Source organism: Streptomyces boluensis, from assembly GCF_009908195.1.
Taxonomy (GTDB): Bacteria; Actinomycetota; Actinomycetes; order Streptomycetales; family Streptomycetaceae; genus Streptomyces; species Streptomyces boluensis.
The window spans coordinates 1-13,610 of record NZ_JAAAHS010000202.1 but is presented as its reverse complement, the minus strand read 5'-3'; the positions used below and the strand labels follow the sequence as shown (position 1 = coordinate 13,610).

Here is a 13,610-nt window from a genome sequence, read left to right as displayed (position 1 = left end):
AAGAGACAGGGGGATCCGTTTCTCCCAGGTCCGGTGGAAGAGGACTTCCTCGCCGTCGCGGCAGATCACCTCGTCGGAGGTGATGAAGTCGTCCGCGTCGCAGGTGATCGTGGAGTGGGTCTCCACCCGGGCGTCCCAGCCGAGTTCGGGCCGGTGCAGCCGGATCGACCAGTCGGAGCGGGTGCGGGCGCTCAGCGGGTCCCGCTCGTCGATCTCGTACGTCTCCAGGGCGTCCTCGCTGAACTCCAGGCCGTCCGGGTAGATCCGAGTGCCGCCGTACCGCGGGTCGACCTCGAGGCGCCAGGTGCCGCGGGCGACATCGCGTACGACGAGGCGCTCGGGGCGGGGCTCCTCGAGGGTCTCCGGCTGGACGACGCCGAGGGGTTCGGACTGCTCGGGCTCGTCGCACACATAGGGCGGCTCGGCGGAGTCGGGGTTCCACATCGGCAGGGTCAGGGAGCTGCCCGCGGGGTCGAGCGTGAAGCCCGCCTCGGAGCCGGGCTGGGGCCAGATCCATGGCCAGTACGCGGAGGACACCGCGAGGCGGATGCGGTGACCGGCGGGGAAGGAGTGCCCGATGCCGTTGAGTTCGAACGTCACGTCCTGGGTGGTGCCGGGCTGCCAGGGCTCGTTCCGGTCCCGGCCGTGCCGCGCCGACAGGTTGAGCACACCGCGGGTGACAAGCGTGGACGAACCGTCCGGGGCCACGTCGCAGAGCCGCGCGACGGCCTGGCCGCGCGGGGTGTCCAGGGTCAGCCGGAGCGTGACGCCCGGCCGCCCCAGGATCTCCAGGCGATCGGGCACCTCGAACTCGAAGCACACCGACTTCGCGTCCTCGTCGCGCTGGTCGGGCGGCAGGTCCGCGTCGTTGCCGAAGGGGAAGAAGCGGCCCGCGTCGAGGCCGGTCTGCTGCGGCGAGCGCACCGGCCGCGGCGCACCACCGAAGGCGTACGTCATGGGCGTGACCTGCGGGGACGGCCATGAGGCCACACCCACCCAGCGGCCCGCGAGCTCCGGGTACACCGTGGCGGGCGGATGCGACTCGCTGATCCAGGCGCGCAGCTTCGGCTCGCCCATGACCCCACCGGAACCGGAACCGGAACCGACCTCACCGGACCCCGGCCGCTCGGGCTCGGGCCGCTCGGGCCCGGCACCACCCCCCAACGCCCCCTCATCCGCACCCGTACCAGCACCGGTACCAGCACCCGCACCCGTACCCGACGAAGCGCCCACCCTCGTATCCGCGCCCACGCCGGCCGGCTCGGGGCCGTCCTTCAGCCAGTGGTCCCACCAGCGGAGCGTCTCCTGCAGGAAGCCGATCGCCGGGCCCGGCGGAAGGCCGCGGTCCGGGTACTGGTGGGACCACGGGCCGATCAACCCCCGTGCCGGGCCGGGCAGATGCTCGACGAGGCGCAGGACCGTGTCGCGGTACGGGTCGTGCCAGCCGCCGACGGCGAGCACGGCGGCCTTGATCGTGGAGTAGTCCTCGCAGACGCTGCCGTGCCGCCAGTACGCGTCGCGGGTCTGGTGGTGCAGCCAGGTGTGGATGAACGGTTCCACGGACTCGAGCCGCCGGAGCCACATCGCACGCCACGCGTCGCCGGCGAACTGAGGGTCCGGCGGCCGGGAGACGAAGGCCAGCATGGTCGCCGCCCAGGCGTGCATGTCGACGGCGAGCACGGAACCGCCCATGTAGTGCACGTCGTTGTCATAGCGGTCGTCGGCCGAGCAGACCGTGACGATCGCCTTGAGCGGCTCGGGGGCGAGGGCCGCGATCTGGAGGGAGTTGAAGCCGCCCCAGGAGATGCCGAACATGCCGACCTTGCCGCTGCACCAGGGCTGCTCGGCGAGCCACTCCACCACGGCGACACCGTCGGCGAGTTCGGTCGCCGAGTACTCGTCGCCGGGCAGCCCCTCGGAGTTGCCGTGCCCGCGCACGTCGACGCGCACGGACGCGTAGCCGTGCCCCGCGTACCAGGGGTGCCGCTGCCAGTCGCGCGGAGCCGTCCAGTCGCTGAGGCGGTACGGCAGGTACTCGAGCAGCGCGGGCACGGGTCCGCCGGTGACCGGCCGCCACACGCGCGCGTAGAGCAGAGTCCCGTCCGGAAGCGGGATGCGGACGTCCTCGCGGGTGGTCTCGTACGGGAATTCGGTGCGGATGCGCATGGCGGATCAACCTCAGGGGGCGAGGCCGCGAGGGCTCAGTGGACGGGGTACATGGTGCGGCGCAGCCAGGGTGCGGCGGCCATCACGGCGAGGCCGACGGCGACCGCGATGCCGCCGTTGACGCCGAAGTACACGGGGTTGGAGACCTCGCCGTAGACCTTCACGACCTGGGCCTGGATGCCGTTGGCGAGGGCGAGGGAGAGGAACCAGAGGGCCATGGTCTGGCTGGCGAAGGCCTTCGGCGCGAGCTTCGTGGTGGCCGACATCCCGGAGGTCTCCAGGAGGACGTCGCCCAGCCCGAGGAGCAGGTACGAGCCGACGATCCACCAGGCCGCCATCTTGTACGTGTCGCCCTCGTGACCGGAGGTGGGCAGGACCATCAGGAGGAAGGAGAGGCCGCCCAGGATCACGCCGAGGGCGATCTTGTTGGAGGCGTGCGGCTGCTTGTGGCCCATCCGCGCCCAGACCGTGGCGACCACCGGCGCGAGCGCGACCTCGAAGGCGCCGAGCGCGGAGGCGTACCAGCCGGCCGGGAAGTGGAAGCCGAGGATCTCGGTGCGGGCGTTGGTCGACGCGAGCAGCATCATCGTCGAGTACGCCTGGAAGAGGATGAAGTTGAAGGCCACGGACGCCAGGAACAGCACGATGTACGGGCGCAGCCGGCCGCGTTCCTCGGCTGTGACCCGGGGGCTGCGGAACATCCAGACGAAGTAGACGACGGGCGCGATCACCGAGATCAGGGTGAGCAGGTCGACGAGGCGGTCCATGGTGAGCCAGCCGGTGGCCGCGAGGATGCCCGCGAGCACGGCGAGGGCGAGCCCGCCGACGACGATGAGGAGCACCGCGCGCCGCATCGCCTGCTGCGGAAGCGCGAACTCCGCGGTCGCCTTGCGCCCGGCCAGATGGCGGCGGCCCGCGACGTACTGGATCAGACCGAACGTCATACCGACCGCGGCGGCCGAGAAGCCCCAGTGCCAGCCCTGGTGCTCACCGAGCCAGGCGGTGACGAGCGGGCCGAGGAACGCGCCGATGTTGATGGCCATGTAGTACAGGGCGAAGCCGGCGTCGCGGCGGTCGTCCTCGGTGGCGTAGAGCTTGCCGACCATGCTGGCGACGTTCGGCTTGAGCAGTCCGGTGCCCGCGCTGATCAGGCCGAGCCCGACCCAGGTCATCGCGGCGGTGGGCACGGCCATGGAGTAGTGGCCGCAGGCGATGAGGATGCCGCCCCACAGGACCGCGCGGTACGAGCCGAGGATGCGGTCGGCGAGCCAGCCGCCGGCGACCGAGACGAGATAGACGAGCGTGCCGTACGCGGCGGAGACGGAGGCGGCCGTTCCGGGGTCCATGCCAAGGCCCTCGTCGGCCACGGAATCCGCGAAGTAGAGGACGAGGATGGCCTGCATGCCGAGGAACGAGAAGCGCTCCCAGACCTCGAGGCCGGAGAGCGTGAGCAGGCCGCGCGGCTGCCCGAAGAAGGCCCGGTCGTCACCGGGCGGCGGTTCGGTGTCCGCGGCCGGGGGCGTGTTTCGGGACAAGACGCGTACTCCGTCAGGTCGGTGACATCGGGAAGCGGACAGATGGCTGAAAATGCTTGATCACGAACATACCGTCGGGGCCTCGTGCCCGCGCGGCCGCCGGAGCCGACCCCGGGGGCTACCCCCGAGCTACCCCGGAGCCACCCCGGAGCCACCCCCGCGGGTACCTCAGCGACCCGTGTGACAGGTGGGCGGATCGCGTGCGGGACGGGCGGGGGCCCGTGGTGATCGAAACGCGACCGGATACGCTGACTTGAGTGATGGCAGCGACACATCGACAAACCGTGTCATCGGGCATGTGATCGACCGTGAATCGACTTGTGATCGTCAGCAGACAGGAGAACCCCTCGTGACCGTCGTCGGGCCGTTCGGGCTGAGCGTGCGGGACCAGGCTCTGGAAGCCGATGTCCAGGCCGGATTGGCTGCTGTCGAGGAAGGTCTCATCGAGGCCACCAAAAGCGAGGTCCCGTTCATCACGGAGGCCGCTCAGCACCTGGTGCGGGCGGGCGGCAAGCGGTTCCGGCCGCTGCTCGTGATGCTCGCGGCGCAGTTCGGTGACCCGTACGCGCCCGGGATCGCACCGTCCGCGGTGGTGGTGGAGCTGACCCACCTCGCGACGCTGTACCACGACGACGTGATGGACGAGGCGGATGTGCGCCGCGGCGTGGCCAGCGCCAACACCCGCTGGGGCAACTCGGTCGCGGTCCTGACCGGCGACTTCCTCTTCGCGCGCGCCTCGCACATCCTGGCCGACCTCGGCCCCGAGGCGGTCCGGATCCAGGCGGAGGCCTTCGAGCGTCTGGTCACCGGCCAGATCCTGGAGACCGCGGGCCCGCGCGACGGCCGTGACCCGGTCGAGCACTACCTCGACGTGATCAGTGGCAAGACCGGCTCCCTGATCGCCGTTTCGGGCCGCTTCGGCGCGATGATGTCCGGCGCCGACGAGACGGTCGTGGACATCCTGACCCAGTACGGCGAGCGCCTCGGCACCGCGTTCCAGCTGGCCGACGACGTCCTGGACATCGCCTCCGACTCGCACGAGTCCGGCAAGACCCCCGGCACCGACCTGCGTGAGGGCATCCCGACGCTCCCGGTCCTGCACCTGCGGGCGCAGGCCGCCGCGCACGGCAGGCCCGAGGACATCGCGCTCTGCGAGCTGCTCGCCGGCGACCTCAGCGACGACGCCCGGCATGCCGAGGCGCTCGCGGGACTGCGCGCCCACCCGGCCCTCGAACAGGCCCGCCGCGACACCATCCGGTACGCGGAGGAGGCGCGGTCCGTGCTCGCGCCGCTGCCGGAGTGCGACGCGAAGGCGGCCCTCGTGGAGCTGTGCGACGCGGTGGTGCACCGCGCGGGCTGAGTGGTCCGAACCCTGACGAGAGGTCCGACGGCGGCGCTTCCCCCTACGGGACGGGGGAGGCGCCGCCGTCGTATGTCATCCCCGGGGAGTACGTCAGGTTGCGTCCGGGGGCTGACGCTTCGGGGCGGCCGATTTGGTCGTATGGAGATGCACGAAGTCGACGACACAGCACCACTCCTGACCAATTCGGGTGAGAATGGCGGCGCGGGGTGGACGAGTCACCAGTGCACGGATCAGGCCGCCGCCGAACCACGGAGGTAGGGCACACATGGCACCGTACGAATCGGCACAGCGCACCGAGGATGCCGAGGACCGGCCGTCGGGCCGTCGCAGGATGGCGCGTTACGCGGTTCCCGCCGCCGTGGCCGGAGTTGCGGCGGCGACCATCGGACTCGTCCCGGCGCTGGCGAACTCCGGCGACCCGGAGCTGCCGAAGATCACCGCACAGGAACTGATCGAGAAGATCGCCGCGTCGGACGTGCAGCAGCTGTCCGGCGACGTCAAGATCAGCACGGATCTGGGGCTGCCGCTGGGCGAGATGGCCTCGTCGTTCGCGCCCAAGGGCGGGAGCGGGGACGGCGGTTCGGCCGCGAGCCCCGACGCCAAGCTGATGGAACTGGCGACCGGCACGCACCACCTGCGGGTCGCCGCCGACGGCCCCGACAAGCAGAAACTGTCGATCCTCGGGGACGCGGCGGAGTACAGCGTCATCCGCGACGGCGCCGACGTCTGGGCGTACGACAGCGGGTCGAAGGAGGCCGTCCACGCGGAGGCCGAGGAGGGCGAAGGCGTAGGCAAGGGGCAGCGGCACGGCGGCGGCAGGGGCGGTGAGTTGGACGGCGTTCCGGCGACGCCCAAGGATCTGGCCGACGCGGCGCTGAAGGCGGTCGACGAGACCACCTCGGTGACCGTCGACGGCACCGCGAAGGTCGCCGGGCGCGATGCCTACCAGCTGCTTGTCGAGCCCAAGGGCACCGGTTCCACGGTCGGTTCGATCCGGATCGCGGTGGACGCGGAGAACGGCGTACCGCTGAAGTTCACGCTCGCCCCGAGCAGTGGCGGCAAGGCGGTGGTCGACGCGGGCTTCACCGAGGTCGACTTCGCGAAGCCGGCGGCGTCCACGTTCGACTTCAAGCCCGCCAAGGGTACGAAGGTCACGGAGGCGGACGAGCTGGAGAAGAAGGCGTCGAAGGGTGAGGCCCCGCAGGGCGGACCCTTCGGTGACTTCGCCGGTAACGGTGGCTTCGGTGACAGCGGGGCCAAGGGCGCGGACGGCAAGGGTGCGGACGGCAAGGGTGCGCACGGCAAGGGTGACGTGAAGGTGATCGGCGAGGGCTGGAGCTCCGTCGCGGTCATCGACACCGGCGCCAAGGGCGGCGCCCCGTCCTCCGGTTCCGGTGAACTCCCGCCGGAGGCCGGGCAGTTGCTCGACTCCTTCGGTGACAAGGTGACCGGCGAGTTCGGCTCCGGCACGGTCTTCTCCACTCGCCTCGTCAACGCCCTGATGACGGACGACGGCAAGGTGTACGTCGGCGCGGTCGACAAGGCCACGCTGGTGAAGGCGGCGAACGCGTCGAAGTGACGCGCGGCGCCGGATCGGTGTGAAGCACAGCGCCCCGTGGACCACCTGGTCCACGGGGCGCACTGCGTCAGGGGCTTGGCCTCAAGCTCCCGGCTCAGGAGCCTGGCCTCAGGGGCTCGGCCTCAGGACGAGAGCTCCCAGATCGCATGGGCGATCGCGTCGCTGTTGCGGTCGAGTGCGGTCTCGTCGATGTTCTTGGTGGTGTCGCAGGACGAGTGGTAGCAGCGGTCGAAGGCCTCGCCCGCGGTGCCGCCCCACTTCTCCGCCTGTGCGCTGCTCTTGCTGTTACCGGCCCCGGTGAACAGGCCGCCCACCGGTATCCCGGCGTCGAGGAACGAGGCGTGGTCGGAGCGGCCGTCGCCCTCGGTCTCGATCTCCGTCTGGACGTTGAGGCCGGCGAAGTAGTCCTTGAAGACCTTCTCGATGGCCGGGTCGTCGTCGTAGACGAAGTAGCCGGGGTTGGGCGAGCCGATCATGTCGAAGTTCAGGTAGCCGCTGATCTTTGAACGCTCGTCCTCGGGCAGCGAGTCGACGTAGTTCTGGGAGCCGACCAGGCCCAGCTCCTCGGCGCCCCACCAGGCGAAGCGCAGATGCTTGGCGGGCTTGAGCTGCTCACGGGAGACGGCGAGCGCGGTCTCCAGTACGGCCGCGGAACCCGAGCCGTTGTCGTTGATGCCGGGACCGGAGTCGACGCTGTCCAGGTGGGCGCCGGCCATCAGGACCTGGCCCTCGTCACCGCCCGGCCAGTCGGCGACCAGGTTGTACCCGGTGCTGCCGCCGGTGGTGAACTCCTTGACGGAGGTGGTGAATCCGGCCGCGTCCAGCTTGGCCTTGATGTAGTCGATGGACGCCTTGTAACCGGGCTCGCCGTGCGCCCGGTTGCCGCCGTTGGCGTCGGCTATCGACTGCAGTTCCGACAGATGTGCCTTGACGTCGGCGACGGGTATGTCGGGCGCCGCGAGAGCGGCCGCGCCCGGCCGCTCGGGGGTGGGTGCCGCACTCGCCATCGGGGCCGCGAGCAGCCCGGTGGTGAGGAGCGCGGCGGCGGTGAGGGTGCGTATCGGGGCGGAGAGTTTCATGTGGGGGCTCCGGGCTCCGTACGGGAACAGGGTGGGGGGTACGAGACGTGCGGGTCGCGAGTTGCCGCGTGGTACGTGCGCCCCGATGGTCGGTGAGCCCTGACTCCACGTCAAGAGCGAAAACCGGTCCGGCTGTTCCGTATACCGGTGAGTTCCCTTGAGTCCCCTCGGACCAGCCGTTAATTGAGCTGGTCCACCTGGTCCTGGTCCACCTGTTCCTGGTCCCCACCTGGTCCTGGTCCACCTGGTCCTGAGCCGGTCCGGCCACGCCGTACGGGCCCAACCTCACGCCACGCAGAACTCGTTGCCCTCCGGATCCGCCATGACCACCCACTGTCCGCCCGGCTCGTCGACCTCGCGCAGGGTGCTCGCGCCGAGCCCTTCGAGGCGCGCCACCTCGGCCGCGCGCCGATCGGCGCCGATGTGCAGGTCGAGGTGGATCCGGTTCTTGCCGGTCTTCTTCTCCGGCACGTGGTTGAAGAGGAGTCTGCGCCCGAGGCCCGCCCCGCTGCTCTCGTCGTACGGGTCCTCCGGGTGCCGGGCGGCCGCGGCGGTGCGCCAGGAGCGGCGGCCGTGGTGCTCGACGGTGAGCTCGGGCGGTACGGCACCGGCGGCGAGCAGTTGCTCGATCAGCGGGCTGTTGTCCTCGACCGTGTAACCCAGCGCGGCGGCCCAGAAGTCGGCCTGGGCGTGCGGGTCGGTCGAGTCGATGACGATCTTCCACTGGACGGTCATGTCGGTCATGGATCCAGTTATAGACCCGGGCACTGACAGTCCCCTGGACGTCGACCGGCCCCGCGCGAGCGGTCCCGCGCGATCCGGCCCCGTACCGCGAGCGGCCCCGTACTGCGCCCGTTCAGGAAGCCTCAGGAAGCCGAAGTGCCCTGTACCGCTTCCTTCGTGGCGTCCGGCGCCACCGCCTTGGCCGCCGCGAGGCGGACCGCCTCGGCGCGGGTGCGGCGGGCGTTGCGCAGGGCGTCCCAGGTGAGCAGCGTGAGCGCGAGCCACACCAGGGCGAAGCCCGCCCACCGCTCGGGCGGCATCGCCTCATGGAAGTACACGATGCCGAGCAAGAACTGGAAGACCGGCGCGAGGTACTGGAGCAGTCCGAGCGTCGACAGCGGCACCCGGATCGCCGCGGCCCCGAAGCAGATCAGCGGGATCGCCGTCACCAGGCCGGTCGCGGCGAGCAGCGAGGCGTGACCCGCGCCGTGCGGCCCGAAGTTCGACTCGCCCTGCGCGCCGAGCCACAGCAGAAAGCCGAGCGCGGGCAGGAACTGGATGGCGGTCTCGGCGGCGAGCGACTCCAGGCCCCCGAGGTTGACCTTCTTCTTGACCAGTCCGTACGTGGCGAAGGAGAAGGCGAGCGTCAACGAGATCCACGGCGGCCGCCCGTACCCCACGGCCAGTACGAGCACCGCCGCGAAGCCGACGCCGACCGCCGCCCACTGCGCGGGCCGCAGCCGTTCCTTCAGGAGCAGCACTCCCATCGAGATGGTGACCAGCGGATTGATGAAGTAGCCGAGCGAGGCCTCCACCACGTGCCCGGAGTTCACCGACCAGATGTAGAGGCCCCAGTTCACGGTGATCACGGCGGCGGCGATCGTCACCAGGCCCAACTTGCGGGGCTGGCGCAGCAGTTCACCCGCCCACGCCCAGCGCCGCAGCACGAGCAGCACCGCGCCGACGAGTACCAGCGACCACACCATCCGGTGGGCCAGGATCTCGGCGGCCCCGGCGGGTTTGAGGAGCGGCCAGAAGAGGGGGACGAGGCCCCACATCCCGTAGGCGGCAAAGCCGTAGATCAGTCCCGCGCGACCCTCGCCCGACGGCTTCAAGGCCCCTCCACTCTGCTCAGCGCGAAGTTCCCTCCGCGTCCGCGACGGCACTCTCCTGTGTCGCGACACCGTCAAGCAAGGTAGCGCCGGAAAGGCCCGGCTGTCATGTCCGTATCTGAATACGGTCCTGACAGCCGGACCATTCGGGAGAAAGCCCACGGAGCGGGCATCGGGCTCGGGGTGCGGCTCGGGCCTTCTCGGGGTGCGGCTCGAGGTTTGGCTCGGGGTCCTGCCCGGGGTGCGGGTCCGGGGCCTTCTCGGGGTGCGGCTCAGGGTCTAGCTCGAGGTCCTGCCCGGGTTGCGGCTCGGGGTCCTCCCCGGAGTGCCCCTCGGGGTGAGCTCCGGGCGCGCTCCGGGTGCGCCCGGGGTCGCTCAGCCCTTCAGTGCGGCGGCGATCGCCTCGGCGATCGGGGTCGTCGGGCGGCCGATCAGGCGGGTCAGGTCGCCGCTGCGCCCGGCCAGGCTGCCGCGCTGCACGGCCGCGTCCACGTCCACCAGGATCTCGGCCATCGGCTCGGGCACCCCGGCGCCGGTGAGGACCGCGAGGTGCTGTTCGGCGGGCACGTTCTCGTGCCGGACCTCCTTGCCGGACTGCCGGGCCACCTCGGCGGCGTACTCCCCGAGGCTCCACGCGACATCGCCGCTCAGCTCGTACGCCCGGTTCTCGTGCCCCTCCCCGGTCAGTACGGCTACCGCGGCGGCGGCGTAGTCCGCGCGCGCGGCCGAGGCGAGGCGACCCTCGCCCGCGCTGGCCACGACTGCGCCGTGGGCGAGCACCGGGGCCAGGTTCGCGGTGTAGTTCTCGTGGTACCAGCCGTTGCGCAGGAAGGTGTACGGCAGGCCGGAGTCGAGGATCGCGCGCTCGGTCTCCTTGTGCTCGTCCGCGAGCCGGAAGTCGGCCTCGGGGCCGCCGAGGACGCCGGTGTACGCGAGCAGCGCGACGCCCGCCGCCTTCGCCGCGTCGATCACGGCCCGGTGCTGCGGCACCCGCCGGCCGACCTCGCTGCCGGAGATCAACAGCACCCGGTCGCCCGCCGCGAAGACGCCGGCGAGGGTCTCGGGCGCCGAGTAGTCGGCGATCCGCAGCTCGATCCCGCGTGCCGCGAGGTCCGCGGCCTTCTCCTTGTCGCGGACGACGGCGGCGATCCGGTCGGTCGGGACCTGGGCGGCGAGCAGCTGCTCGACGACGAGGCGGCCGAGCTGTCCGGTGGCACCGGTGACAACGATCATGGGGGGCTCCTTGTGAGGGCTGAGACGCTTGTTCTCGGGGATGGCCCCACCGTAAGCTGGACACTAACCAAGGGGAAGTACCCACTTTGAAGTAAGGTACTGACATGGAAGTAAGCTGGAAGCCCGGCATGAAGATGGACGTCAACGCCCCGATGTGCCCCTCGCGAGGCGTCCTCGAACACGTCACGAGCCGCTGGGGCGTGCTCATCCTGATCGCCCTGCGGGAGCGCTCGTTCCGCTTCAGCGAACTGCGTCGCCATGTCGGCGGGGTGAGCGAGAAGATGCTGGCCCAGACGCTGCAGACGTTGGAGCGCGACGGCTTCGTGCACCGCGACGCCCAGCCGGTGATCCCGCCGCGCGTCGACTATTCGCTGACCGAACTCGGCGCGGAGGCGGCCGCACAGGTCTCCGCCCTCGGCCGCTGGACCGAGCAGCGCACCGAGGCGGTCCTCCAGAACCGTGAGCGGTACGACGAGGCCCGGTCCTGAGCGCGGAAAGCGCGCAGAACCGGGCCGCGTACGGGACGTTCGTAGGGCTAACCCGCGACGGTCCAGGTGTCGTTGCCGGCGAGCAGGGCGCTGAGGTCGCCCTTGCCGTTCTGGTCTATGGCGGCGTCGAGTTGGTCGGCCATCAACCTGTCGTAGACGGGCCGGTCGGTGGCGCGGAAGACGCCGATCGGGGTGTGGTGGAGGGTGTCGGGGTCGGCGAGCCGGGACAGCGCGAACGCGGTGGTGGGCGACGCCGCGTGGGCGTCGTGCACCAGGATCTGCGAGCGGTTGTCGTCGGTGACGGGGACGACTTCGAGGTCTCCGGTCTGCGGGTTCCGTACGACGCCCTTGTGGTTGTCGGCGCCGAAGGTGATCGGTTGGCCGTGTTCGAGGCGGATGACGGCTTCCTCGGCCTGCTGCTTGTCCTTGAGGACTTCGAAGGCGTTGTCGTTGAAGATGTTGCAGTTCTGGTAGATCTCGACGAGCGCGGTGCCGGGGTGGGCGGCGGCCTGGCGGAGCACGTCGGTGAGGTGCTTGCGGTCGGAGTCGACGGTGCGGGCGACGAAGGAGGCTTCGGCGCCCAGCGCGAGCGAGACCGGGTTGAAGGGGGCGTCCACGGAACCCATCGGCGTCGACTTGGTGATCTTGCCGACCTCTGAGGTGGGGGAGTACTGGCCCTTGGTGAGGCCGTAGATCCGGTTGTTGAACAGCAGGATCTTCAGGTTCACGTTGCGGCGCAGCGCGTGGATGAGGTGGTTGCCGCCGATCGACAGGGCGTCGCCGTCACCCGTGACCACCCAGACGCTCAAGTCGGGGCGGGAGGAGGCGAGTCCGGTCGCGATGGCGGGGGCGCGGCCGTGGATGGAGTGCATCCCGTAGGTGTTCATGTAGTACGGGAAGCGGGACGAGCAGCCGATGCCGGAGACGAAGACGATGTTCTCCTTGGCCAGGCCGAGTTCGGGCATGAAGCCCTGCACGGCCGCCAGGATCGCGTAGTCACCGCAGCCGGGGCACCAGCGCACTTCCTGGTCGGACTTGAAGTCCTTCATGGACTGCTTGGCCTCGGCCTTCGGCACCAGCGACAGCGCTTCGATGCCGCCGGTTCCGTGGGTGAACGTCTCAGCCATCGAGGGCCTCCTTGAGAGCCGTGGCGAGCTGCTCGGCCTTGAACGGCATGCCGTTGACCTGGGTGTAACTGCGGGCGTCGACCAGGTACTTGGCGCGGATGAGGGTGGCGAGCTGGCCCAGGTTCATCTCTGGCACCACGACCTTGTCGTAGCGCCCCAGGATCTCGCCGAGGTTGCCCGGCAGTGGGTTCAGATGCCGCAGATGCACCTGCGCCACGCTCTCGCCCGCGGCGCGCAGTCGGCGTACGGCGGCGGTGATGGGGCCGTAGGTCGAACCCCAGCCCAGCACAAGGAGGTTCGCGTCGCCGCTCAGGTCGTCGACCTCGAGGTCGGGGACGTCGATGTTGTCGATCTTGGCCTGGCGGGTGCGGACCATGTGTTCGTGGTTGGCCGGGTCGTAGGAGATGTTGCCCGTGCCGTCCTGCTTCTCGATCCCGCCGATCCGGTGCTCCAGGCCTGGCGTGCCGGGCACCGCCCATGGGCGTGCCAACGTGCGCTCGTCGCGCTTGTAGGGCCAGAACACCTCGGTGCCGTCGTCCAGGGTGTGGTTCGGGCCTTGCGCGAACTGCACGCGCAGATCGGGCAGTTCATCGACCTCCGGGATCCGCCACGGCTCGCTGCCGTTGGCGAGGTACCCGTCCGAGAGCAGGAACACCGGCGTGCGGTACTCCAGGGCGATCCGGGCCGCCTCCAAAGCAGCGTCGAAACAGTCCGCCGGTGTCTTCGGTGCCACGACCGGCACCGGCGCCTCGCCGTTACGCCCGAACATGGCCTGCAGCAGGTCCGCCTGCTCCGTCTTCGTCGGCAGCCCCGTCGAGGGCCCGCCCCGCTGGATGTCCACCACCAACAGAGGCAGTTCCAACGACACCGCCAACCCGATCGTCTCGCTCTTGAGCGCCACACCCGGCCCCGACGTGGTCGTCACCGCGAGGCTGCCACCGAACGCCGCCCCCAGCGCCGCCCCGATCCCCGCGATCTCGTCCTCCGCCTGGAACGTCCGCACACCGAAATTCTTGTGCTTCGACAACTCATGCAGAATGTCGGATGCGGGCGTGATCGGGTACGAACCCAGATACAACGGCAGATCCGCCTGCCGGGACGCCGCCACAAGACCGTACGACAGCGCCAGATTCCCTGAAATATTGCGGTACGTGCCCGTCGGGAACGCCGACGCCGCCGGCGCCACCTCGTAGGAGACCGCGAAA

At 70.3% G+C, this 13,610-nt stretch carries 11 protein-coding genes; 3 read left to right on the top strand and 8 right to left on the bottom strand.

Annotation, left to right across the window (positions count from 1 at the left end; all coding sequences use genetic code 11):
* Together GUY60_RS39145 and GUY60_RS23080 are read right to left on the bottom strand one after the other, a co-directional pair.
* Window positions 1-2,166 (bottom strand): CocE/NonD family hydrolase (locus tag GUY60_RS39145; RefSeq protein ID WP_246235492.1); only part of this gene is annotated, 2,166 nt, incomplete at its 3' end.
* A gap of 35 nt (window positions 2,167-2,201) precedes the next feature.
* Window positions 2,202-3,701 carry a peptide MFS transporter gene (locus tag GUY60_RS23080; protein ID WP_161700871.1) on the bottom strand — a complete coding sequence of 500 codons (1,500 nt, stop codon included), beginning with the start codon at window positions 3,699-3,701 and terminating at the stop codon, window positions 2,202-2,204.
* A gap of 349 nt (window positions 3,702-4,050) precedes the next feature.
* Between GUY60_RS23080 and GUY60_RS23075 the strand changes: the two genes are divergently transcribed.
* Window positions 4,051-5,061 carry a polyprenyl synthetase family protein gene (locus GUY60_RS23075; RefSeq protein ID WP_161700869.1) on the top strand — a complete coding sequence of 337 codons (1,011 nt, stop codon included), beginning with the start codon at window positions 4,051-4,053 and terminating at the stop codon, window positions 5,059-5,061.
* Window positions 5,062-5,329: 268 nt separating this feature from the next.
* Window positions 5,330-6,643, top strand: coding sequence for a LolA family protein (locus GUY60_RS23070; RefSeq protein ID WP_161700867.1), 1,314 nt, complete (start codon window positions 5,330-5,332; stop codon window positions 6,641-6,643).
* A 122-nt stretch (window positions 6,644-6,765) separates the two neighbouring features.
* Here GUY60_RS23070 and GUY60_RS23065 read toward each other — a convergent pair whose 3' ends face one another.
* The 4 genes from GUY60_RS23065 to GUY60_RS23050 form a co-directional block, all read right to left on the bottom strand.
* Window positions 6,766-7,722: a M28 family metallopeptidase gene (locus GUY60_RS23065; RefSeq protein WP_161700866.1), complete on the bottom strand. Its 957-nt coding sequence runs from the start codon at window positions 7,720-7,722 to the stop codon at window positions 6,766-6,768.
* Window positions 7,723-8,007: 285 nt separating this feature from the next.
* The gene (locus tag GUY60_RS23060; protein ID WP_161700864.1) at window positions 8,008-8,466 is read right to left on the bottom strand and encodes a VOC family protein; all 459 of its coding nucleotides are present in this window, start codon (window positions 8,464-8,466) and stop codon (window positions 8,008-8,010) included.
* Window positions 8,467-8,588: 122 nt separating this feature from the next.
* Window positions 8,589-9,503, bottom strand: a complete 915-nt coding sequence (gene rarD / locus GUY60_RS23055; RefSeq protein ID WP_376771308.1) for an EamA family transporter RarD — start codon at window positions 9,501-9,503, stop codon at window positions 8,589-8,591.
* A gap of 429 nt (window positions 9,504-9,932) precedes the next feature.
* Window positions 9,933-10,790: an SDR family oxidoreductase gene (locus tag GUY60_RS23050; protein WP_161700860.1), complete on the bottom strand. Its 858-nt coding sequence runs from the start codon at window positions 10,788-10,790 to the stop codon at window positions 9,933-9,935.
* 104 nt (window positions 10,791-10,894) lie between these two features.
* Between GUY60_RS23050 and GUY60_RS23045 the strand changes: the two genes are divergently transcribed.
* Complete coding sequence (locus GUY60_RS23045; protein ID WP_246235490.1) at window positions 10,895-11,278, top strand: winged helix-turn-helix transcriptional regulator; 384 nt, start codon at window positions 10,895-10,897, stop codon at window positions 11,276-11,278.
* 47 nt (window positions 11,279-11,325) lie between these two features.
* Here the strand turns inward: GUY60_RS23045 and GUY60_RS23040 are convergent, their stop codons facing one another.
* A complete protein-coding gene (locus GUY60_RS23040) occupies window positions 11,326-12,405 on the bottom strand; it encodes a 2-oxoacid:ferredoxin oxidoreductase subunit beta (RefSeq protein ID WP_161700858.1) in 1,080 nt (359 codons plus the stop codon).
* Window positions 12,398-13,610, bottom strand: a 1,213-nt coding sequence (locus GUY60_RS23035; RefSeq protein WP_161700856.1) for a 2-oxoacid:acceptor oxidoreductase subunit alpha, incomplete at its 5' end; no start/stop codon positions are given. The genes GUY60_RS23035 and GUY60_RS23040, both read right to left, overlap by 8 nt.

What these genes read in the sequence shown, in the direction of transcription:
- GUY60_RS23070 (WP_161700867.1), top strand. Translation starts at nt 5,330, where the DNA reads ATGGCACCGTACGAATCGGCACAGCGCACCGAGGATGCCGAGGACCGG.
- GUY60_RS23065 (WP_161700866.1), bottom strand. Translation starts at nt 7,722, where the DNA reads ATGAAACTCTCCGCCCCGATACGCACCCTCACCGCCGCCGCGCTCCTC.
- GUY60_RS23060 (WP_161700864.1), bottom strand. Translation starts at nt 8,466, where the DNA reads ATGACCGACATGACCGTCCAGTGGAAGATCGTCATCGACTCGACCGAC.
- rarD (WP_376771308.1), bottom strand. Translation starts at nt 9,503, where the DNA reads ATGTGGGGCCTCGTCCCCCTCTTCTGGCCGCTCCTCAAACCCGCCGGG.
- GUY60_RS23050 (WP_161700860.1), bottom strand. Translation starts at nt 10,790, where the DNA reads ATGATCGTTGTCACCGGTGCCACCGGACAGCTCGGCCGCCTCGTCGTC.
- GUY60_RS23045 (WP_246235490.1), top strand. Translation starts at nt 10,895, where the DNA reads ATGGAAGTAAGCTGGAAGCCCGGCATGAAGATGGACGTCAACGCCCCG.
- GUY60_RS23040 (WP_161700858.1), bottom strand. Translation starts at nt 12,405, where the DNA reads ATGGCTGAGACGTTCACCCACGGAACCGGCGGCATCGAAGCGCTGTCG.